Below are 19,736 nucleotides of genomic sequence, written 5' to 3'. Positions count from 1 at the left end.
TAAGCCGTAAATATATAATTTTTTTAAGAAACTTTTAAGATTTTTTTTGAAATAACGCGAGAAATCTAAATTTATTTTATTTCCTAGTATTTTTATTCTACAGTTACCGACTTAGCAAGGTTTCTGGGCTGATCTACATTGGCTCCTCTATATACTGCAATATAGTAAGCAAGCAGCTGTAAAGGCACAGATGCAACTATTGGAGAGAAGCATTCTGAAGTTTCAGGAATTTCGATAACGTAGTCTGCCATTTCGCTTACCTGCTGATCCCCTTTATTAACAACAGCAATCACCTTTCCTTTTCTTGCTTTAATTTCCTGAACATTACTTACGATCTTATCATAGTGACCTTTTTTAGGCGCAATAATAACGATTGGCATATTCTCATCGATCAAAGCAATAGGTCCGTGCTTCATCTCCGCTGCAGGATACCCTTCTGCATGGATGTAAGAGATTTCTTTCAATTTAAGAGCTCCCTCTAAAGCCGCTGGATAATTATAGCCTCTACCTAAATACAAGAAGTTATGAACCCCTACGAAATCTTTAGCAATACTCTGAGTCAACTCATGTGTTGAACTCAAAACTTCTTCAATTTTCTTAGGAATTGCATCAAGCTCTGAAATGAGACTCATGAATTCAGCATTTCCAAGGTTGCCATTATGCTTTCCTAGCTTGAATGCAATAAGTGTAAGGATCGTAAGCTGGGCAGTAAATGCTTTTGTAGAAGCTACTCCGATCTCTGGTCCTGCATGCGTATAAGAACCGGCATCCGTAATTCTTGCAATAGATGAATCCACTACATTACATATACCATATATAAACGCTCCTTTTTCTTTTGCCAGTTTTAAAGCCGCCATTGTATCGGCAGTTTCTCCCGATTGGGAAATCGCAATTACAACATCTTTATCTGTAATAATCGGGTTTCTGTATCTGAATTCTGATGCATATTCCACTTCAACAGGGATTCTTGCATATTCTTCTATAAGATATTCACCAATTAAACCTGCATGCCATGAAGTACCGCAAGCTATGATGATAATTCTGTTGGCATTTTTGAATTTCTCAACATGATCCCAGATTCCTGCCATCTTGATGATTCCTTCATCCACAAGTAATCTACCTCTCATTGTATCGTGGATCGATTTCGGTTGCTCAAAAATCTCTTTAAGCATGAAGTGTTCATATCCACCTTTTTCGATCTGCTCAAGGCTTAATTTTAATTGCTGAATTTCCGGCTCTATTCTTGAGTTTTCATTGATTGTTCTGATATCCACTCCTCCTTCCAAAGAAATTGTAGCCATATGTCCTTCTTCAAGATAGATTGCTTCTTTTGTAAACTCTACAAAAGGCGAGGCATCAGATGCAATAAAATATTCTTTATCTCCAATACCAATTGCTAAAGGAGAACCTAATCTTCCTACTACCAAAACACCCGGATAATCCTCGTGCATTACAGTAATAGCATAAGCTCCGTATACCTCGTTAAGTGCATATCTTACCGCAGTTGGAAAATCTGTTGCTACATTTATATCCATAAAGTACTGGATAAGATTCACTAAAACTTCAGTATCTGTTTCAGACTTGAAAGTAAATCCTTTATCAGCAAGCATTTTTTTAATGGTATCATAGTTTTCAATGATTCCATTATGAATGATTGCAATTTTATTATTATTAGATAAATGCGGGTGAGAGTTTCTGTCACTTGGAACCCCATGAGTTGCCCAACGTGTGTGTCCCATCCCAATTTTCGCAGTACCTTTTAATTGAGCTGAAATATTAACAAGATCATCTACCTTTCCTTTTGTTTTTTCAACTTCAAATGAATTGTTTGCATTTTCCAAAACAATTCCCGCACTGTCGTATCCCCTGTATTCTAGTCTTCTAAGACCATTAATAACTACATCATAGGCATCCTGAAAGCCTGTATATCCAACTATTCCGCACATAATTTATTTTATTTGGTGTATGTTTTAAGTTTATTTTGTCGCGTAAGTAACTTTTAACCTCGCTCTTTGAGCATTTGTCTTATCCGATCCTACAAAAACGGCTCTTTCCCTAGCATAAGATCTTGATGTAAATCTAGCTCCTGCTAACCCTGTATTATCTGAATTGGATAAGAACGCTCCAATATCAATTCTATAATATTTATAGGTATTGTTTGATGCATAATTATCTACTTTTCCTTCTACTAAATCTTTTACTGATTTCGTAACAATAAAATCATAATAACCAGGATCAGGATTCTTATCTAAATCAAAGGTTTTATAAATTGTATAATTAGGAGAGCCTGCAAGAGTTAATACATCACTAGTAAAACCAGTAGTTGTAATTAAAGGTTTATCCTTATTTCTATCTTTCTGCAAAAAGGTTAATGCAGTCGGTTTTTTATAGCTGTTATTCCATGTTGCTTTGTCCGTATATATTCTGATTTTAGCACTTATAATAGCAGCTTTATTTTGTTGATATAAAGTTTTAAGACTATCAACAGTCTCTTTTGGAATCTTAATTCCAATAGATGGGCCACCCATTCCCTGTGCATACAATTTTTTATCTCCAGTCACTCTATTTCCTATCACTCCTGTAGATGCTCCAGAACCCGTTCTATCATACTCATATTGTCCAATATGAGAATTACCCGCTCCTAAAGCAAATGCATATGTTGATTGTGGTCGGGTATTAGTTCCATTTTCTACTTTATCATTTTTATAATACATAATCAGCTCCATATCATTGGGAGAAAACTGGAATAAATATCCGTCATTTTCCTGAACTGAAATCCTAAGTCCTTTAAAATGTCTGATAAAGTTGGAAGCATCAGCGAGTTCAGGCTTACCCTTCTTATCAATAATTTTTTCCTGGAACAGATCTTTGTTCAATGAAATTCTTATACCTGGTGTTGTAGTAGTAAATAATGAACTATTATCAGAATCTTTAGTAATAGCGACTGTATTAATTGTCCCTTTAAATTCTTTTGTTCCTAATACAGTTGCATTGTAAGCAAAATTAGCATTTGATTTAACACTGTCAGTCGCTGCTCCTAGGAAATCGGTAACTTCATTTACATTGATATGAAATGTTGCTTTAGCTTTACCATATTTATTAATAGGATATGTTTTTACTTCTTTTTTCGCAGGTACATTACCATCAGGATAGACATAATTTTCGTCTGTAGTTGTTGTAAGCGAATCTGATGCATAAGTTGGTTTAATAACCAAAACCACTGAATCTACCTTAGCGTTAGTTCCAAAATCTGGATTATAAGTAGATAATCTTAACTGTGTAACATAAGATGCTTTCTGCATTCCAAATTGCCCTTCTTGAAAAGCACCTAGAACAGCTGACCCTAATTGAGTAGCATCACTTTTGATTGTATCTTTATTATCAATATTGAAAGCAATTACTTCATAAGCCTTTTCATTTCCCTGAGCTGCCCCATCTAAAAATAATTGTTCTCCCAAAGAATCCGGATCCGGTTCACAATTATAAAGTAACACACTGCCGAAAATTGCCAGAGAAAGTATGGCAAAAGTTCTTTTAATAGTACGAGTCATTAAATGTCTTTTTAATAAAGTTTGTTTATGGAATCTACATCAAGATATTCCGATTTGGTTGTAGATGTTTCATTGAATGCCTTATCCAGGTCTCCATCCAGGAATTCATCTCCTTTTACAACCCCGTCTACATAATTCATGCTTTCAATGACAAAACTTTGAAAGCTTGGTTTATCTAACGCTTTTAGTCCCGAAATATTATCGAATTCTAGTTTTTCTCCGATTTTATCGTTAAGAGGGGCGTCTTTTTCATTATATAATGAAAGAACAATCTTAGCGTCTTTAAAATACGTATCAGATTTGTAGTAAGTTTTAAGATAAATAGGAACAAAAGAGGCCATCCAACCATTCAAATGAATGATATCCGGAACCCAGTTCAGCTTTTTAATAGTCTCAATTACTCCTCTTGCAAAAAATATCGCTCTTTCGTCGTTATCTTCAAAAGGGCTACCATCATCTTCATAGTAATATTGTTTTCTTTTGAAGTATTCTTCATTATCTATAAAATAGACCTGAAGTCTTTCCCCCGGAAGAGATGCCACTTTAATGATTAGAGGTTGGTCCAGGTCATTAATGATAATGTTCATTCCTGAGAGACGGATAACTTCATGGAGTTGGAATTTCCTTTCACTTATTTGTCCAAATCTTGGCATAAAAACTCTTACATCATTGCCTTCATTGTGCATTTTAAGCGCCATTTTGTTTACCACAGTAGCCATGTTTGTATCTTCCTGATATGGATACATTTCTGTAGTAATGTACAGTATTTTTTGATTCGGCATAAATTTCTATCTAATTTTTTGTAAAAATGCTTTAATGTGCAAAATTACAAAAAAACATCCAACATTATTTTAATTAACATTTTTTTACGAAAATTACCTTTTTCAAATTATCAAAAACGCAGTTTATTATCTGATATTTTAGTATTTTTGAATTGCTATTAAAATTAATTATGGAAGTTTTAAAAAATAAAAAAACACTTCAGGATTTCATTGAAAGACAGAAAGAAATGGGAAAAAGAATAGGATTTGCACCTACAATGGGAGCTCTTCACAATGGGCATCTTTCTCTTTATGAAGTAGCAAGGAATGAAAATGATCTTGTAATTTCTTCAATTTTTGTTAATCCTACTCAATTCAATAACCCTGATGATCTTGCAAAATATCCACGGGATGTGAACCGGGATATACTTATTTTAGAAAATTCCGGATTAGTTGACGCCGTTTATATCCCTGAAATTACAGATATCTACCCTGAAAAAGCTGAAAGTCATCATTATGATTTTGACGGCCTGGAAAATGAAATGGAAGGAAAATCCAGACCTGGCCATTTTGATGGTGTAGGAACGGTAGTAGAAGAGCTTTTCAGGCAAATACAACCTGACAATGCTTATTTTGGAGAAAAAGATTTCCAGCAGCTTGCTATTATTAAAAAATTGGTTGAGAAAAAGCATCTTCCTATAAAAATTACAGGTGTTCCTATTTACAGGGCAGATAATGGACTCGCTTTAAGTTCAAGAAACCAAAGACTGCATGAAGATCGTAGGGAAGCCTCAAAAATTATTTATGAAACATTAAAAAAGGTCAATGATTGGTTCAGAGTAATCACCGTTCCTGAAATTAAAGAAAGAGTTGTTGATATTTTCGATCATCAGCACGGTATGAAGCTTGAGTACTTTATGATCGCAGATGAAAACTCATTAAAAGAAACAGACTTCTTTTATAAAGATAAATCCTACAGAGCTTTTATCGTTGTTGTAGTAGACGGTGTAAGACTAATTGACAATATGCATTTGGATTAACACAATCTCCTGATAATTTTGCAATACAAAAATGTAAACTTTGATTCCTTAATCGAAGTTTTTTTTTGTTCACCTGCTCATATACAAAAAATCAAAGGCCTCCTGAAGGAAGCCTTTGAACACCAAATCACAAAATATTAATATGAAAAAAATTTACTTTTCAGTAAACTTGTGACCCGGCTGGGATTCGAACCCAGGACCCATACATTAAAAGTGTATTGCTCTACCAGCTGAGCTACCGAGTCGGTCGTAATTCTAATTTACAAATTTTAAATCAATATGCAACTTAAAATTTACTTTTCTTTGCAGTGCCTGCGACTGGACTCGAACCAGCACATCCTTAGGAAACCACCCCCTCAAGATGGCGTGTCTACCAATTTCACCACGCAGGCAAAAAAATTACAAAATTTAGTAATATTTTTGCTAGTGACCCGGCTGGGATTCGAACCCAGGACCCATACATTAAAAGTGTATTGCTCTACCAGCTGAGCTACCGAGTCGGCCACTTATTTTAAACAACTTTCATTTAAGTAATGTCCCTTGTTTTAAGTGGTGCAAAGATATAACTTTTTTTAATTTCTCAAAACTTTTTCGCAAATTTGTTTAAAAATATTTCATGATAATTTCACTAGTCGGATACATGGGTTGTGGCAAATCACACATTTCCAAAATTTTAAGCGAAAAAATAAATTTTAAATTAATTGACCTCGATAAAGAGATTTCCAGACGAAATAAATTAACTATTCCGGAAATCTTCGAAAAAAAGGGTGAAATCTACTTTAGAAAGCTGGAAAGAGAAACTTTGGAAGAAATACTCGCTACCGAAGAAAATCTCATTTTAAGTCTCGGTGGTGGAACTCCTGTTTATTACAATAATATGGAGATCATTAATAACAACTCTAAGAGCATTTTTTTGAGAGCTTCCGTTAGTACTTTAGCAGAAAGGCTTTCAAAACAGAAAGAAAAAAGACCATTAATCGCTAATATTTCTGATGAAAACCTTCCTGAGTTTATTGCTAAGCATTTATTTGAAAGAAATGAATTCTATAGCAAGGCGATGATTAGTGTGACTACTGACTCCAGAGAACCTGAAGCTATCGTTGATGAAATTATCGAGAAACTCTATTTATGATTTCTCTTCAACCTCATTTTCCATTCCGTCGTCTTCACTTTCACCAAAAAAGTCGTCCCAATCCGTAAAATCTGATGCAATATCATTTTCTACATATCCATCCATGTCCCGTCTGTCCTTTTTAGTTGGTCTGCCTTCTCCTCTGCTTCTGTAATAGTCCTGGGTCATTTTACGCATTTTAAGCAATTCGTATTGCTCTTTGTCTGTTACATCTTTGATATGAAGAGATACCAGTTTAGCTCCTATCCTGCTTTTCGGGATCTGGATTACTTTAATCTTATAATCAATCTGATTTTTACGGATTTTTATTACATCTCCTTCTTTTACCTCTTTTGAAGACTTTACAACAGTATCTCCAATGGAAACTCTGTTCTTCTTAATCTCCTCAGTTGCAACAGTTCTCGTTTTATAAAAACGAATGCTCCATAAAAATTTATCTATTCTCATAATTTTTTATACTTTTGCCGTTATATTATTTGTAAAGTAATTAAAGTTTTTGAAATGAAAAAAATATTTTTATATATCCTTGCAGGATCTCTTTGTTTTTCTGCTTGTAAAAAAGATGATGAGGCACAAACATTTGTTGAGCCCGATGATGTAGCAGTAAGAAATACCTATGATGATCAGGCTATCCAAAAGTTCCTGAACGACAACTATCTTGATACCCAAGGAAATATAAAAGCTTTCAGTGCTACTGATACCATTGATGACCATGAGAAGAAATTAGCAGAATTAAATCCTGTAAAACTTCCTTCAGGAGTTGTGTACATCGTAAGAGTAGGTGCACAGCCTTCTCCGTCAAAAACAATAGGCGCTACCGATATTCTTAGGATGATGGTAAGAGCAAATTATTACCTGGCGACCAATACAGACGGAACCGTAGCGCTTACAGCATCTTCAGTTTCCCCTTACCTTGTCAATACAGTAAATGGAACCGGATCTCCCCTTTCGGATCCTATGTGGTATTATGTAAAGAAACAAGTATTAGCAGATGCTACAACAGATGTTGCAAAACAAAGAAAATTCTATGAAATAGAAGGATTCCAGGAAGGGTTGAAGTTTTTCAAAGCAGCATCACCTGCTTTAACAGATGGGGCTCCTTATAACCTGCAGGGAGTAATTATTGTTCCTTCCAGAGCTGCTTTCGGAAGAGAGGCCCATTATAACTATACGGGATATTCTCTTCAAAACAGAACATTTGTATTTAATTTCCAGGTGTATGGAACATCAGATAGACCTGCAAATGAATAAGTAAAAGTTAAACATCAATAAAAAAAGCGCTTCAGAATAACTGAAGCGCTTTTTATTGATCTACATTCTTGTTTTCTGTCTTACATTTCCTAAAATATCAGGAAAATAAAGATCCGCAAGATGATCGAATTCGTCTCCCCTCATAAACATAGATGCATCTACTTCTTCATAAGAACTACGCCCTGCTGCGGCAATCAACTCATTACATGTATGAAGGGTATTTTTATGGAAATGGTATACCCTTTCACTTTTATCTGTAACATCCAGTCCCTTGATCAGCATCTTATCCTGCGTAGCAACACCTGTAGGGCAATTATTGGTATTACATCTGAGCGCCTGTATACATCCCAGTGAGAACATAAATCCTCTGGCATTATTGCACATGTCAGCTCCCATGGCTACCGCTCTTAAAATATCAAGACTTGTCAGTACTTTACCACTGGCAATGACCCTTAGCTTTTTTCTAACATTATAATTGTTAAGTGTTTTATTTACAAAAATCAACGCCGGTTCCAAAGGCATTCCTACGCCATCTGAAAATTCTGGTGGTGCAGCACCCGTACCTCCTTCGGCTCCATCTATGGTAATAAAGTCCGGATATATTTTTAACACATTCATCTGAACACAGATGTCTTCAAATTCCTTTGTATCTCCTATACAAAGCTTAAACCCTACAGGCTTTCCTCCGGAAAGTTCTCTTAGTTGCTGCACAAATCTCAATAAACCTGCTGCATTGGAAAAAGCAGAGTGCGATGGTGGCGAAATCACGGTTACTCCAGGTGTTACGTGACGAATCTTTGCAATTTCAGGTGTATTTTTTACTCCCGGCAAAACTCCCCCATGTCCCGGCTTTGCCCCCTGAGATAGTTTAATCTCAATCATTTTCACATTAGGCAATGTAGAATACTTTATAAAGAGATCCGGATTAAACTTTCCTTCTTCATCCCTGCATCCAAAATATCCTGTCCCAATTTGCCAGCATAAATCACCTCCTTCCAGGTGATGTGGGGAAATACCTCCTTCCCCTGTATTATGATAAAAATTACCTTTTTTCGCACCCCTGTTCAGTGAAATTTGTGCCCTGTCACTTAATGCTCCAAAACTCATCGCTGAAATATTAAATAACGACGCATGGTAAGGTTGTGTACACTGTTCCCCTCCTACCCATACTCTTGGTAATTCTTCGGATGGCGATTTAGCATATATAGAATGCTTAATCCCTTCATATTTTCTGTGATTAACCTCCAGTTGTGTTCCGAATGCCACGGTGTCGCTAAGGTTTTTTGCACGCCGGTAAACAGCTGAACGCTGATTTCTGGGAAAAGGCTTCCCATCTGTTTCCCTCTCAATAAAATATTGTTGCATCTCAGGAGAGATGCTTTCAAAAAAGTATCTGAAATATCCTAAAACAGGAAAGTTTCTTAAAATTGCATGCTTTGATTGTGTAACATTATAAACTCCAACAGCATAAATAATAGTAAGTAAAATAGGAATCCACCAATCCGCTTTTATCAAGAAAGCGATAGCCCAGGCTACAACTAAAATTATAGCACCCCAAAGCAAAAATTTATCTCTCATATCGTTTTTGAATTTTATCAAAGTTAAAAAAATACAGAATACTTTCCCGCATTCAGCTCCATTAAAAACGGTTCAATTTATTGTATTTTTTGTTTTTTTCAGTTTTCAACAGGAGCATGAAATTTATATCTTAAGACAAATCAACAAAATCGTGCCGTCCAATGCACTTTCGAAATTTATAAGGTACGAAAACTTCTCTGAATTTTGGGTAATGACAATTTGCTTTCTATTTTCATCAATAATGATGAAAAGTCTGTAATAATATGAATAAGAAAGGAGATAAAAAGGCTATACCTTTTCTAAAAAGCTCTCAAAAGAATTAAGTACTGAAACCGTACCGTCAGCTTCTATTTTTTCAAGTTTTAAAAATTCAATCTGGTTAATCGATGCCTGGTCAAAATCTTTTTGGACTCTTACGTAGTTTTCAGTGAAACCATACATCTTGCCATCTTTATTTTCATGCTCCCAAAGGACCGGAAGTGTTTTTCCTAGCTGAGTTTGATAAAATGACATTTTTTTCTTTTCCGAAAGAATCCTCAACATTTTGTTGCGTTTTTTTCTTTCAGGGATGGGAACAACCCCTTCCATATCTGCTGCTTCGGTATTTTCTCTTTCAGAATAAGTGAAAACATGAAGATAACTGATGGGAAGATCATTAAGGAAGCTATAGGTTTCCATGAACTTTTCTTCAGTTTCTCCAGGGAATCCAACAATCACATCAACACCAATGGCTGCATGAGGCATGACTTCACGAATTTTATGCACCCTATCCCGGTAAAGCTTTGTTAAATAACGTCGCTTCATTTTTTTCAACAAATCATCGCATCCGGATTGTAAAGGAATATGAAAATGAGGAACAAAGCTTCTGCTTCTGGAAACCAGTTCAATGCTCTCATCTTTCAGAAGATTAGGTTCAATAGACGAAATACGTATTCTCTCGATCCCATCTACCTGATCAAGCTCAGAAATCAGATCCAGAAAAGTATGCTCATGTCTTTTATTCCCGAATTCACCTTTTCCATAATCCCCAATATTCACTCCGGTAAGGACAATTTCTTTGATATCTCTTGCTGCAATTTCTTTAGCATTATTAAGAACACTTTCGATCGTATCTGATCTTGAAATCCCTCTTGCTAAAGGAATGGTACAATAGGTACATTTATAATCGCAACCGTCCTGAACTTTCAAAAAGGCTCTTGTTCTGTCACCGATTGAGTAGCTTCCTATAAAAAAGTCGGTTTCTTCAATCTCACAGGAATGAACAATTCCCTCACTTTCAGATTTTTCTAAATCGTCAAGATAACTCAGGATATTGAACTTTTCTTTGGCACCTAATACCAAATCAACTCCATTAATCTGTGAAATTTCTTCAGGCTTGAGCTGAGCATAGCAACCAACAATAACAACCAGTCCTTCTGGATTCGCTTTCATTGCTCTTTTTACATGAAGTTTACACTCACGATCTGCATTTTCAGTAACGGAACAGGTATTGATCACATAAACATCAGCCTTATCATCAAAACCTACCTTATCATATCCGGCATCTGTTAATTGACGAGCAATAGTAGATGTTTCCGCAAAATTTAATTTGCAGCCTAGGGTATGAAATGCGGCGGTTTTATGAAAATTTGACATTTTTATCAGTCCTGAATTTTATGAGTGCAAAGATAGTAATTTAAATAAAGACTCTAAATTGATTCGGTCTATTGTTTGTAATCGTCTCTGACTTCCGGGTTATTTTCAAAACAAACGGGTGAGGAATTACCTTTAAATTCAGTATCATTCCATTTATTTTTCATTTCCATGTTGAACTCCTGAGATTTATTTCTTGGAATCGAAAGCGTTTTCCAATCATCATTTTTTATCATTTTAGCAATATAAACGATCTGCCCGATATGATAGGGATAATGGGCCAGCTGACGAAAAACAGCATCTAAAACCGTATGCCCTTCTCCTCTAATATAAATCGTAGCATACAGGTTTTCATCAGTGATCTGATCTAATGCATTCAATAAACAACTCCAGCCTTTTTCCCAGAAATTGATAACCTCCTCCTTTGTTTTAAATGCATTGACAAATTCTTCATCGCGGTTTCTATATTCTTTTTCTCCATCTTCTGTTAAAAAATTCGTCCATCGTGAAATCATATTTCCTGCAACATGCTTTACAATTACTGCAATGGAATTGCTCTCGTTATTAAACTGCCAGAATAGCTGCTCTTCTGACAGTTGTTCAAAAGCCCTGTCTCCAAGAGATTTATAATAACTGAATCGTTTAATAAATAATTCTTTCATACATTAAATTTAAAAATATTGAAAGAAAAAACCATCTTTTTAGGATGGTTTTTTTTTATGATTATCAAATATTAATCCCTGTTTTTCACCAGTATCCAGCTTGAGAATTTAACCGGTGTATTTTTCTTATCATTTTCGTTCCAGGTTACAGAGTACCAATATGTCCCTGTAGGAACCTTTTTACTGCCATTGGTAGTACCATCCCATTTATATCCATTTGTTTTGTCGGCTTGGTGAACCTTATTACCATACCTGTCGAAGATACTCAATATTAAATTTTGTTTGTTAGCCAGCGCTGAATAATCAATTACATCATTAATTCCATCATTATTCGGTGTAATTACATTGATCAGGTTCGGTACCACCACAGTAATATCAATTGGATCACAGTCATAAGAATCCTTTACATAAACCTGGCTATCTCCTCTCGGTACATTGCTAAATACATTAGAAGTCTGCCAGTTGATATTATCTAATGAATATTGATAAGGAGGTGTTCCTCCGTTAACCGTAACTGTAATAGTGTTGGTCGAAATATCTATATTGGATATTACCGGCTGCTCACTTGCATACACTTTTACCTCCTGAGTTGTGATGCATTCTCCAGTTTTTAGTTTTACCCAATAAGTCCCTACGCTTACATTTGTGATCGCCTGGGTTGTAGCTCCTGTACTCCAGAGGTATGAATCGAAGCCGGGACCGGCATCCAATGTGGTAGTGTCCTCCATACAGATGGTTTTATCAGTAAGGACTGTCGATTTTACCGGTGGGAGCACAGCTAGAGTAACTTTTGCGACGGCAAAACAATTATTTGAATTGAATACTTTTATGTATACCACACCATTAGAAGCGATGTACGCAGACGGTGTTGCGATTTCATTTGTTCCATTCACCGCGTCAGTAAGTGAAGGATAATATTTCTTGGTTACGGGTGCCTGTGTAGTAACCGATGCGGCGGTAAGATTAAAAGACGCTGTAGAGGAGGCGCCCTCAATAAAACATGATCTCAAAATAGCATCATTTACAACCACCACAGGATAAAACTTAAGATAAATCATCCCTGTTCCAATACATCCCAGCTGGGAAATTATTTTTACATATACTGTTGCTTCAGCAGATACATATGCAGAAGGATTCAGAATTTCATTAGTACCTGCATTAAGATCGTTTAAAGACGGATAATATTTTTTAACTGCTGTAGGATCACCAAAAACAGCAGCAGTTGTAAGATCAAATGTTGCCGTACCCGCATTATTATTGTTGCAGGCAAATAAAGAAACGTTATTCCCCGTTATATTTCCCAGCTTAAATTTAAAGGCACCCACCTGCCTGCATGAATTGATTGGATTGTTGGGATTCGCAGGATCCTGATAATGTATACTGAAATAATAAGTTGTTGTTGTATTAACGGTAATGGGAGTTAAAATAGGGCTTGCACCGGAAAGGGCATCATTTTGTGAGGTATGGTACGTTATCTGGAAATTAGGGTTCGCATTAAGAATGCCTGCCGTCAAAGTACTGAAATCAAAAACAGCCGGACTATTACATATAATAACTTCACGTGGGTCAGCCGGATTAGCCGCGGGAACTCCCGGAGGGACAAATGGATGTGGCTGTATCGCAGGATCAGTGAAAGGAGACGCCAAGGCAGCAGTACCTCCCCAGGTCAAAGAAAACGGAGCCATTGTAGTACTGGCAGCACCCACCCAGTTATCTATATATAAATAATAAGTCTGACCTGGCAAAACATCTAAATATTTACAATAAGGAGTCAGTGATCCACCAGGCGCATCTACAATCGTACTTGTCATATTTAATCCTGTAGACGGACCTACACCAATCACAGTTGCAGCATTACAGCGTATAGGAGATCCTAAACTTCCGCAAGCTACATTAGGACCATAAATAGCCCAATCATAATCCGCATCCGGATCATTGGGCACCAAATCAAAAGTAAGCGTTCCGCCAGTGGCAATAGTAAGTTTATACCAAATTGAATTGTGTTCGCCTGTTATTAAGCACCCTCCTAAATTTTCATTTACAGCTCCAATTCCTGTGGGAGAATATGTAATGCTTGAATTTCCACAAACCGATAATGCAGATGAACAATCTGCCTGGGAAAAGAGGATTTGTGAGATCAATAAAAAAATAATAAGTAAATTTTTCCTCATGAATATATGCTTTTGTTAGAAATTAATCAATAATTAAATCAATACACAACACATATATCAAATATACTTATTATTTCATTAAAATTTATAAAATAACAAAAATCATTAACAATACATATTAAAAATATGTAATTATTAAACAAAAACACATCTATTAAAGAATTATTTTATACTTGTCAAATTCCCACATAAATTCTCAAGATGGAAAATTTTGTGAAAAGGACTTTTGACTTCATTCAGATGTTCTTTATCCTGAATAAAGGTATATCGTGATGCAATAGAATTCATATCTGAAACGATCACAAGCCAGCATTCGTCTACTGAAGTGTCGTAATAAGGAAATTTTTCATTCTTTTTCTCAATCAGTTCAAGTATTTTATCCGAGCATAATTCATCAAATAAATTCATACTGTATTCATGTGTAATAAATACATTTCTACGATGAAAAGACTTCCTGATTTTTTTAACGCAGCCTACCGGTTTGTTTTTCTTTATGCTCTTACAGATGGCAAGAATACTTTCCTGGTGTTCCTCGGGATTATCAAACCTGAAATCCGAATGAAATTCTAAAAAATAAACACCACGATATTTCGTAGTGTCTTCTTGTTCTAATAATATTTCAGCCTGACGGAAAATCTTGTTAAGATTACTTTCTATCTTCTTCATTTCCAAATGATTGATCACCTCAGTGAGTTCTATCCCAATTTTTTTATCATTTAAATTAGCGATAAAGTCGGGACTTTCACAGGTAAGGTTTTCAAATTTAACATCAGGAAAATGATGCATAAAAGAATTTAACAGTAAAATTTCTGATTTTTTCTTATACTTTTCGCGGTCATGAAGCTGAGATTCGTCTATTTTACGATGATACTTTTCTATCGGCTTTTTTTTCAAATGTCGATTCAGGTAATATAAGCTTAGATTCTTGATTAAATCTTCATCGGAAAACACCTTTTTCATGACTGCCTTTTTATTAATGGTTAATAAAACATGGAACCTAAAGTTTCATCTGAGAAGTTTTTGATTATCAAAAAATTACACTTAAAGGTAAGCAAAAAAACTATTCAACAGATATTTTTAAAAATAAATTGTCAAATAATTAATGTATAGTTTACTTTCATATTCAATACCTTTGGCTTTTAAATACAAAATTGCGATACATGGATTTTAAAAACTTTAAAATACCTTTTAATACCAATCCCCAATATTCAAAAAAAGTTGCCTATTTTTCAATGGAATTTGCCATTGAACAGGTTTTAAAAATATATTCCGGAGGACTGGGCTTTTTAGCCGGTTCACACATGAGAAGCGCCTATAATTTAAAGCAGGATTTTATAGGAATAGGAATACTCTGGAAATTCGGCTACTATGATCAGGCAAGAAACCACGATCAGACACTACAGCCGGTATGGACAAAAAAAATGTATAGTTTTTTGGAAGATACCGGAATAAAATTCCAAATTGAAATCCACAGCGCTCCTGTTTGGGTGAAAGTATGGTATCTGGATCCTGAAATTTTCCATACCACCCCTATGTTTTTTCTATCAACAGATGTACCGGAAAATGACCACGTTTCAAAAACAATCTGTCATAAACTATATGATGCCAATGAATCGACAAAGCTGGCTCAATATATATTACTGGGAAAAGGAGGTGCCCAATTACTGGACGAAATGAATCTGGAAAGAGATATTTATCATCTGAATGAAGCACATGCTCTACCCGCTGCATTTTATTTATTAAGAAAATACAATGGAGATTTAAGCAAAGTAAAAGAGAAACTTGTTTTCACAACGCACACTCCTGAAGAAGCGGGAAATGAAAAACATAATCTGAAATTATGTTATGACATGTCTTATTTTTCAGGCTTTAGTATGGAAGAAGCCAAAAGCATAGAAGGAGTAGATGATGAGCGTTTCAATCATTCTCTTTGTGCATTAAAAATGGCTAAAGTTGCCAATGGTGTTTCACAACTTCACGGTGTGGTTTCCAGAGCAATGTGGAGTAAATATCCCGGAATTTGCGAAATCAAATCAATCACCAACGCACAGGAATTTAAATACTGGGCAGATAAGCGCCTCTACAACTCCAAAGATGAAAGAGACGATCAGGCATTTGATTACCGTAAAAAATATTTAAAAAAGAGACTCTTTAAAATCGTTGCCGATCAAACAGGAAATCTTTTCAATCCAAACATTTTTACTATAGTCTGGGCAAGGAGATTTGCCGGTTATAAACGTGCTGATCTGCTTTTGCACGATAAGGACAGATTTTACAAGTTATTGAATAATCCTGAACATCCTGTTCAGATAATTTGGGCAGGGAAACCCTATCCAATGGATTATTCTGCCATTTCTACGTTCAATACACTGGTAGAAGAAAGTAAAAATCATAAAAACATGGCTGTCCTTACAGGTTATGAGCTTTCTTTAAGCAAATCACTAAAACAGGGTTCAGACCTATGGCTGAATAATCCCAGGGTTCCAAGAGAAGCTTCAGGAACTTCAGGAATGACTGCAGCTATGAATGGTTCTGTAAATCTTTCGACAGATGACGGCTGGATTCCTGAGTTTGCAAGACACGGGCAAAACTCTTTTGTCGTTCAAAAAGCAGATTACCTGAATATGAGCATCTACGAACAGGACAACTATGATTTAAACCAGTTATATGAAATCCTGGAAAACCAGATCCTCCCAACCTACTACGATAATGCAGACAGCTGGAGGAAAATACAGTACAATGCCATGGACGATGTTAAGCATCAGTTTAACAGCGATAGAATGGCTGATGAATACTATAGCATGCTGTATAATTATTAGGGTGAAATTGCTGAATTGAGAAATTTAAAAAATTGAGACCCTTATAATTTTTAGGTCAATATTATAAATAAAAGCTGCCGGAGAATTCTCCGGCAGCTTTTATTTTAAGTTAGTCTTTTTTCTTTTTAGGCACTTTCAAGCCTTTCTCTCTTGCTTCAGAAATTCCGATTGCAACAGCTTGTTTCTTACTTGTCACTTTTTTTCCAGAAGAAGATTTTAATTTACCCTCTTTGAATTCGTGCATTACTTTTCCTACTTTTTCCTGAGCTTTATCTGAATATTTTGTCTTGCTCATGATGCTATTTTTTTAAGATTTTGGCAGGGATACCCCTATTTCATAAACTTCAGCGTGTTTCAAATATTTTGAACGCTCTCTTGAAGTAACCGATTCTAAACGATCATTTTTGATCACAATAATCGGATCTTCTGCATTTTCAATTTCAAAATTGGCTAAATATCTTTCGTCAGGAGCATCCTGACGCATCTTAGCTTTTATTTTCTGCAGATCGTCTGCGTATTTTCTGAATCCCGGATCTGAGGAATGGATAAATTTATATTCATCACCTGCATATACATAATAATGTAATTTTTTTTCAATAAGCCCTGCTTCATCTGAAATCTGCGGATTATCATTTCCATCTTTAAAGCTTACTTCCACTAAAGTTCCGCCCTTTTTCTGTGCACATGCTTCAGCATCTTTAAAGCTCGAAAAACCCGTATACACTATTTGATCATTCAAAACGTAACGATTTAATTTCTGATTGAATGCATTCGTTTCCATAATTATTATTTTAGCTTGATTTGTAATAATACATTCAATTTTTTTGCCAAAGCCTTATATTAAAAAGCTTTTTTGTGCGTTTGATAAAATTATTATCTTTGAATCTGTTTAAAATTAGAAATGAAAAAAATCCTATTAAGTCTTGGTGTTGCCATAGCTCTTCAAAATCTATCTGCACAAGAAATCACATTAGATAAAATATATTCAGGATATTACCGTGGGAAAGGCATTGCCGGAATTACTTCCATGAAAAACGGAGAAAACTACTTGGTTATTGAGCAAGGCGGTATCGCAAAATATTCTTATAAAAATTCTCAAAAAGAAGGTAATATAGTAGACGGGCAGTTTGAAAGCTATGAGTTTTCCGATGATGAATCCAAAATTCTTTTGCTTAAAGAAAGACAGCCTATTTATAGACATTCGTTTTTAGGGAAATTTGAAGTTAAAGACCTTAAATCAGGGAAAATCATTTCTGTTAATGAAGGGAAACCCGTTCAGGAGCCCAGGTTTTCACCGGATGCATCTAAACTGGCATTTATTGCAGACAATAACCTGTTTTTTCAGGATCTGAATTCCGGAAAGATCACTCAGATAACGACGGACGGAAAGAAAAACTCAATTATCAATGGACTTGCTGACTGGGTATATGAAGAAGAATTCGGACATGCAAGACAGTATGAATGGACCAAAAATTCGGATGCCATTGTTTTCATAAAATCAGATGAAAGCCAGGTTCCGGAAATTTATATTCCTATTTATGGTAAAACTCTTTATCCGACAGAAATGCGTTATAAATATCCAAAAGCCGGAGAAAAGAATTCTGTTGTATCAGCTCAATTATACCGTCTTGATTCAGGAAAAACAATGCCCCTAAATCTTGGATCCTTCAAGAATTATTATATTCCCAATGTATTTCAGACAGCAAAACCTGACGAAATGGTTTTGATTACTTCAGAAAGAATACAAAACGCTTCTGATGTTTTAAAAGTTAATACAAAAACCGGTGCTGTTCAAAAATTATTTACAGAAACAGATGATAAGTGGATTGATACGGACAGTCCAACATTGGAATTCCTGGAGGATGATTCTTTCCTTTGGGGATCAGAAAGAGACGGGCACCGTCACCTATATTGGTATGACAAAGATGGTAAACTGAAGAAGCAGGTTACAAAAGGAAACTGGGAGGTAACTGATTATTATGGCTACAATCCAAAATCTAAAGAAATCTATGTTCAGACCACTGAAAAAGGAAGTATTAACAAGGTAGTATCCAAAATCAATATTGAGAATGGGAAATCACAGCTGATCTCCAATACAGAAGGAAATAACTCTGCTAATTTCAGCAAAAACTATAATTATTTCATTGAAACCTCCTCCTCTGTTTCAAAGCCTTATACTTTTGTACTTAAGGACGGTAATGGTAAAACAGTAAAAGAACTTCAGAACAATAACGACCAGCTTCAAAAATTACAAGCAGATAATTTTGCCGTGAAGGAATTCATTACCATTCCAAATAATGCAGGTGATCAGATGAATGCATGGATCATAAAACCTAAAAACTTTGATCCGAATAAAAAATATCCTTTATTTATGTTCCAATACTCCGGGCCCGGTTCTCAGCAGGTTTCTAATTCTTGGGATCAAGGAAATACCTTGTGGTTCAATCATTTGGTTCAGAAAGGATATATTGTAGCGTGTGTAGACGGACGTGGTACTGGTTACAAGGGAGCTCAATATAAAAAGGTAACATATATGAACCTCGGAAAATATGAAATTGAAGACCAGATTACCGCTGCGAAATGGTTTGGAAATCAATCTTATATTGATAAAAGCAGAATCGGAATGTTCGGATGGAGCTTTGGTGGATATATGACAAGTTTAGCTATGACAAAAGGAGCCGACGTCTTCAAAGCAGGAATTGCTGTTGCTCCGGTTACCAACTGGAGGTATTATGATTCTGTTTATACGGAAAGATTCATGAGAACTCCACAGGAAAATGCTGACGGTTATGATAAAAATTCTCCAACAGAATACTCTAAACTGCTCAAAGGTAAATTTCTACTAATCCATGGTACTGCCGATGATAATGTACATTTTCAGAATTCTATGGAATTCTCGGAGGCCTTGATCCAAAACAAAAAGCAATTTGATTTCATGGCATATCCTGATAAAAACCACGGAATTAGTGGCGGACAAACAAGACCTCAGGTCTATCAAAAAATGACGGATTTTATCCTTAATAATTTATAATCCATCGTTAAAAATATTTATTAAACCTTCTGATTTACGTTAGAAGGTTTTTTAATATTCATTTCATTTATCGTTTTTCTAAAGAGTAATTTATTTTATCAATTAAAA

General features: G+C 35.4%; 16 protein-coding genes and 3 tRNA genes. 5 read left to right on the top strand and 14 right to left on the bottom strand.

Going from position 1 to position 19,736, the window contains the following annotated elements:
- Window positions 1-92: 92 nt before the first annotated feature.
- The 3 genes from glmS to G9C87_RS18390 are packed head-to-tail and all read right to left on the bottom strand — an operon-like array spanning window position 93 to window position 4,333.
- Entirely contained in the window at window positions 93-1,946 is a 1,854-nt protein-coding gene (gene glmS, locus G9C87_RS18400) for a glutamine--fructose-6-phosphate transaminase (isomerizing) (protein ID WP_172283874.1), read from the bottom strand.
- 30 nt (window positions 1,947-1,976) lie between these two features.
- A complete protein-coding gene (locus G9C87_RS18395) occupies window positions 1,977-3,551 on the bottom strand; it encodes a DUF4270 family protein (RefSeq protein WP_172283872.1) in 1,575 nt (524 codons plus the stop codon).
- Between the two features lie 11 nt (window positions 3,552-3,562).
- Complete coding sequence (locus tag G9C87_RS18390) at window positions 3,563-4,333, bottom strand: glycogen/starch synthase (protein WP_172283870.1); 771 nt, start codon at window positions 4,331-4,333, stop codon at window positions 3,563-3,565.
- Window positions 4,334-4,503: 170 nt separating this feature from the next.
- Here G9C87_RS18390 and panC point away from each other — a divergent pair, with 170 nt between their 5' ends.
- Entirely contained in the window at window positions 4,504-5,352 is an 849-nt protein-coding gene (panC, locus tag G9C87_RS18385; RefSeq protein WP_172283868.1) for a pantoate--beta-alanine ligase, read from the top strand.
- Window positions 5,353-5,524: 172 nt separating this feature from the next.
- Here panC and G9C87_RS18380 read toward each other — a convergent pair.
- The 3 genes from G9C87_RS18380 to G9C87_RS18370 all read right to left on the bottom strand — a co-directional run bounded on the left by G9C87_RS18380 (window position 5,525) and on the right by G9C87_RS18370 (window position 5,852).
- A tRNA-Lys gene (locus G9C87_RS18380) sits at window positions 5,525-5,597 on the bottom strand.
- A 64-nt stretch (window positions 5,598-5,661) separates the two neighbouring features.
- A tRNA-Leu gene (locus G9C87_RS18375) sits at window positions 5,662-5,744 on the bottom strand.
- A gap of 35 nt (window positions 5,745-5,779) precedes the next feature.
- A tRNA-Lys gene (locus tag G9C87_RS18370) sits at window positions 5,780-5,852 on the bottom strand.
- Between the two features lie 116 nt (window positions 5,853-5,968).
- Between G9C87_RS18370 and G9C87_RS18365 the strand changes: the two genes are divergently transcribed.
- On the top strand, window positions 5,969-6,484 hold the full coding sequence (locus tag G9C87_RS18365) for a shikimate kinase (RefSeq protein WP_172283866.1): 516 nt from the start codon (window positions 5,969-5,971) through the stop codon (window positions 6,482-6,484).
- On the opposite strand, the gene G9C87_RS18360 is transcribed toward G9C87_RS18365, so the two are convergent.
- Window positions 6,479-6,931 (bottom strand): RNA-binding S4 domain-containing protein, encoded by a 453-nt coding sequence (locus G9C87_RS18360; RefSeq protein WP_172283865.1) that lies wholly within the window; start codon window positions 6,929-6,931, stop codon window positions 6,479-6,481. The two genes, G9C87_RS18365 and G9C87_RS18360, sit on opposite strands and share 6 nt — an antisense overlap.
- A gap of 54 nt (window positions 6,932-6,985) precedes the next feature.
- Between G9C87_RS18360 and G9C87_RS18355 the strand changes: the two genes are divergently transcribed.
- Window positions 6,986-7,735, top strand: coding sequence for a hypothetical protein (locus G9C87_RS18355; protein WP_172283863.1), 750 nt, complete (start codon window positions 6,986-6,988; stop codon window positions 7,733-7,735).
- A 60-nt stretch (window positions 7,736-7,795) separates the two neighbouring features.
- Here the strand turns inward: G9C87_RS18355 and G9C87_RS18350 are convergent, their stop codons facing one another.
- The 5 genes from G9C87_RS18350 to G9C87_RS18330 form a co-directional block, all read right to left on the bottom strand.
- Window positions 7,796-9,313 (bottom strand): FMN-binding glutamate synthase family protein, encoded by a 1,518-nt coding sequence (locus G9C87_RS18350; RefSeq protein ID WP_172283861.1) that lies wholly within the window; start codon window positions 9,311-9,313, stop codon window positions 7,796-7,798.
- 288 nt (window positions 9,314-9,601) lie between these two features.
- Window positions 9,602-10,948, bottom strand: a complete 1,347-nt coding sequence (gene mtaB, locus G9C87_RS18345; protein ID WP_172283859.1) for a tRNA (N(6)-L-threonylcarbamoyladenosine(37)-C(2))-methylthiotransferase MtaB — start codon at window positions 10,946-10,948, stop codon at window positions 9,602-9,604.
- A gap of 68 nt (window positions 10,949-11,016) precedes the next feature.
- The gene (locus tag G9C87_RS18340; protein ID WP_172283857.1) at window positions 11,017-11,607 is read right to left on the bottom strand and encodes a DUF1572 domain-containing protein; all 591 of its coding nucleotides are present in this window, start codon (window positions 11,605-11,607) and stop codon (window positions 11,017-11,019) included.
- Window positions 11,608-11,678: 71 nt separating this feature from the next.
- On the bottom strand, window positions 11,679-13,778 hold the full coding sequence (locus G9C87_RS18335; RefSeq protein ID WP_172283855.1) for a gliding motility-associated C-terminal domain-containing protein: 2,100 nt from the start codon (window positions 13,776-13,778) through the stop codon (window positions 11,679-11,681).
- A 162-nt stretch (window positions 13,779-13,940) separates the two neighbouring features.
- Window positions 13,941-14,738, bottom strand: a complete 798-nt coding sequence (locus G9C87_RS18330) for a hypothetical protein (RefSeq protein WP_172283854.1) — start codon at window positions 14,736-14,738, stop codon at window positions 13,941-13,943.
- A 200-nt stretch (window positions 14,739-14,938) separates the two neighbouring features.
- Here G9C87_RS18330 and glgP point away from each other — a divergent pair, with 200 nt between their 5' ends.
- Window positions 14,939-16,597 (top strand): alpha-glucan family phosphorylase, encoded by a 1,659-nt coding sequence (gene glgP, locus G9C87_RS18325; RefSeq protein WP_172283852.1) that lies wholly within the window; start codon window positions 14,939-14,941, stop codon window positions 16,595-16,597.
- A 109-nt stretch (window positions 16,598-16,706) separates the two neighbouring features.
- On the opposite strand, the gene G9C87_RS18320 is transcribed toward glgP, so the two are convergent.
- Window positions 16,707-16,892, bottom strand: coding sequence for a DUF6496 domain-containing protein (locus tag G9C87_RS18320; RefSeq protein WP_172283850.1), 186 nt, complete (start codon window positions 16,890-16,892; stop codon window positions 16,707-16,709).
- Window positions 16,893-16,904: 12 nt separating this feature from the next.
- Complete coding sequence (locus G9C87_RS18315) at window positions 16,905-17,378, bottom strand: hypothetical protein (protein ID WP_172283848.1); 474 nt, start codon at window positions 17,376-17,378, stop codon at window positions 16,905-16,907.
- A gap of 120 nt (window positions 17,379-17,498) precedes the next feature.
- On the opposite strand from G9C87_RS18315, the gene G9C87_RS18310 reads away from it, so the two are divergent.
- Window positions 17,499-19,628 (top strand): S9 family peptidase, encoded by a 2,130-nt coding sequence (locus tag G9C87_RS18310; RefSeq protein ID WP_172283846.1) that lies wholly within the window; start codon window positions 17,499-17,501, stop codon window positions 19,626-19,628.
- The last annotated feature ends 108 nt before the right edge of the window (window positions 19,629-19,736 follow it).

The organism is Chryseobacterium sp. LAM-KRS1 (genome assembly GCF_013184525.1).
GTDB classification, from domain to species: Bacteria; Bacteroidota; Bacteroidia; order Flavobacteriales; family Weeksellaceae; genus Chryseobacterium; species Chryseobacterium proteolyticum.
Note: the sequence above shows the minus strand (reverse complement) of the source record. Positions and strands in the feature narration are given on the sequence as shown.

What these genes read in the sequence shown, in the direction of transcription:
- G9C87_RS18365 (WP_172283866.1), top strand. Translation starts at nt 5,969, where the DNA reads ATGATAATTTCACTAGTCGGATACATGGGTTGTGGCAAATCACACATT.
- G9C87_RS18310 (WP_172283846.1), top strand. Translation starts at nt 17,499, where the DNA reads ATGAAAAAAATCCTATTAAGTCTTGGTGTTGCCATAGCTCTTCAAAAT.
- mtaB (WP_172283859.1), bottom strand. Translation starts at nt 10,948, where the DNA reads ATGTCAAATTTTCATAAAACCGCCGCATTTCATACCCTAGGCTGCAAA.
- G9C87_RS18315 (WP_172283848.1), bottom strand. Translation starts at nt 17,378, where the DNA reads ATGGAAACGAATGCATTCAATCAGAAATTAAATCGTTACGTTTTGAAT.
- panC (WP_172283868.1), top strand. Translation starts at nt 4,504, where the DNA reads ATGGAAGTTTTAAAAAATAAAAAAACACTTCAGGATTTCATTGAAAGA.
- glmS (WP_172283874.1), bottom strand. Translation starts at nt 1,946, where the DNA reads ATGTGCGGAATAGTTGGATATACAGGCTTTCAGGATGCCTATGATGTA.
- G9C87_RS18320 (WP_172283850.1), bottom strand. Translation starts at nt 16,892, where the DNA reads ATGAGCAAGACAAAATATTCAGATAAAGCTCAGGAAAAAGTAGGAAAA.
- G9C87_RS18390 (WP_172283870.1), bottom strand. Translation starts at nt 4,333, where the DNA reads ATGCCGAATCAAAAAATACTGTACATTACTACAGAAATGTATCCATAT.
- G9C87_RS18330 (WP_172283854.1), bottom strand. Translation starts at nt 14,738, where the DNA reads ATGAAAAAGGTGTTTTCCGATGAAGATTTAATCAAGAATCTAAGCTTA.
- G9C87_RS18395 (WP_172283872.1), bottom strand. Translation starts at nt 3,551, where the DNA reads ATGACTCGTACTATTAAAAGAACTTTTGCCATACTTTCTCTGGCAATT.
- G9C87_RS18360 (WP_172283865.1), bottom strand. Translation starts at nt 6,931, where the DNA reads ATGAGAATAGATAAATTTTTATGGAGCATTCGTTTTTATAAAACGAGA.
- G9C87_RS18340 (WP_172283857.1), bottom strand. Translation starts at nt 11,607, where the DNA reads ATGAAAGAATTATTTATTAAACGATTCAGTTATTATAAATCTCTTGGA.
- G9C87_RS18335 (WP_172283855.1), bottom strand. Translation starts at nt 13,778, where the DNA reads ATGAGGAAAAATTTACTTATTATTTTTTTATTGATCTCACAAATCCTC.
- G9C87_RS18350 (WP_172283861.1), bottom strand. Translation starts at nt 9,313, where the DNA reads ATGAGAGATAAATTTTTGCTTTGGGGTGCTATAATTTTAGTTGTAGCC.
- G9C87_RS18355 (WP_172283863.1), top strand. Translation starts at nt 6,986, where the DNA reads ATGAAAAAAATATTTTTATATATCCTTGCAGGATCTCTTTGTTTTTCT.
- glgP (WP_172283852.1), top strand. Translation starts at nt 14,939, where the DNA reads ATGGATTTTAAAAACTTTAAAATACCTTTTAATACCAATCCCCAATAT.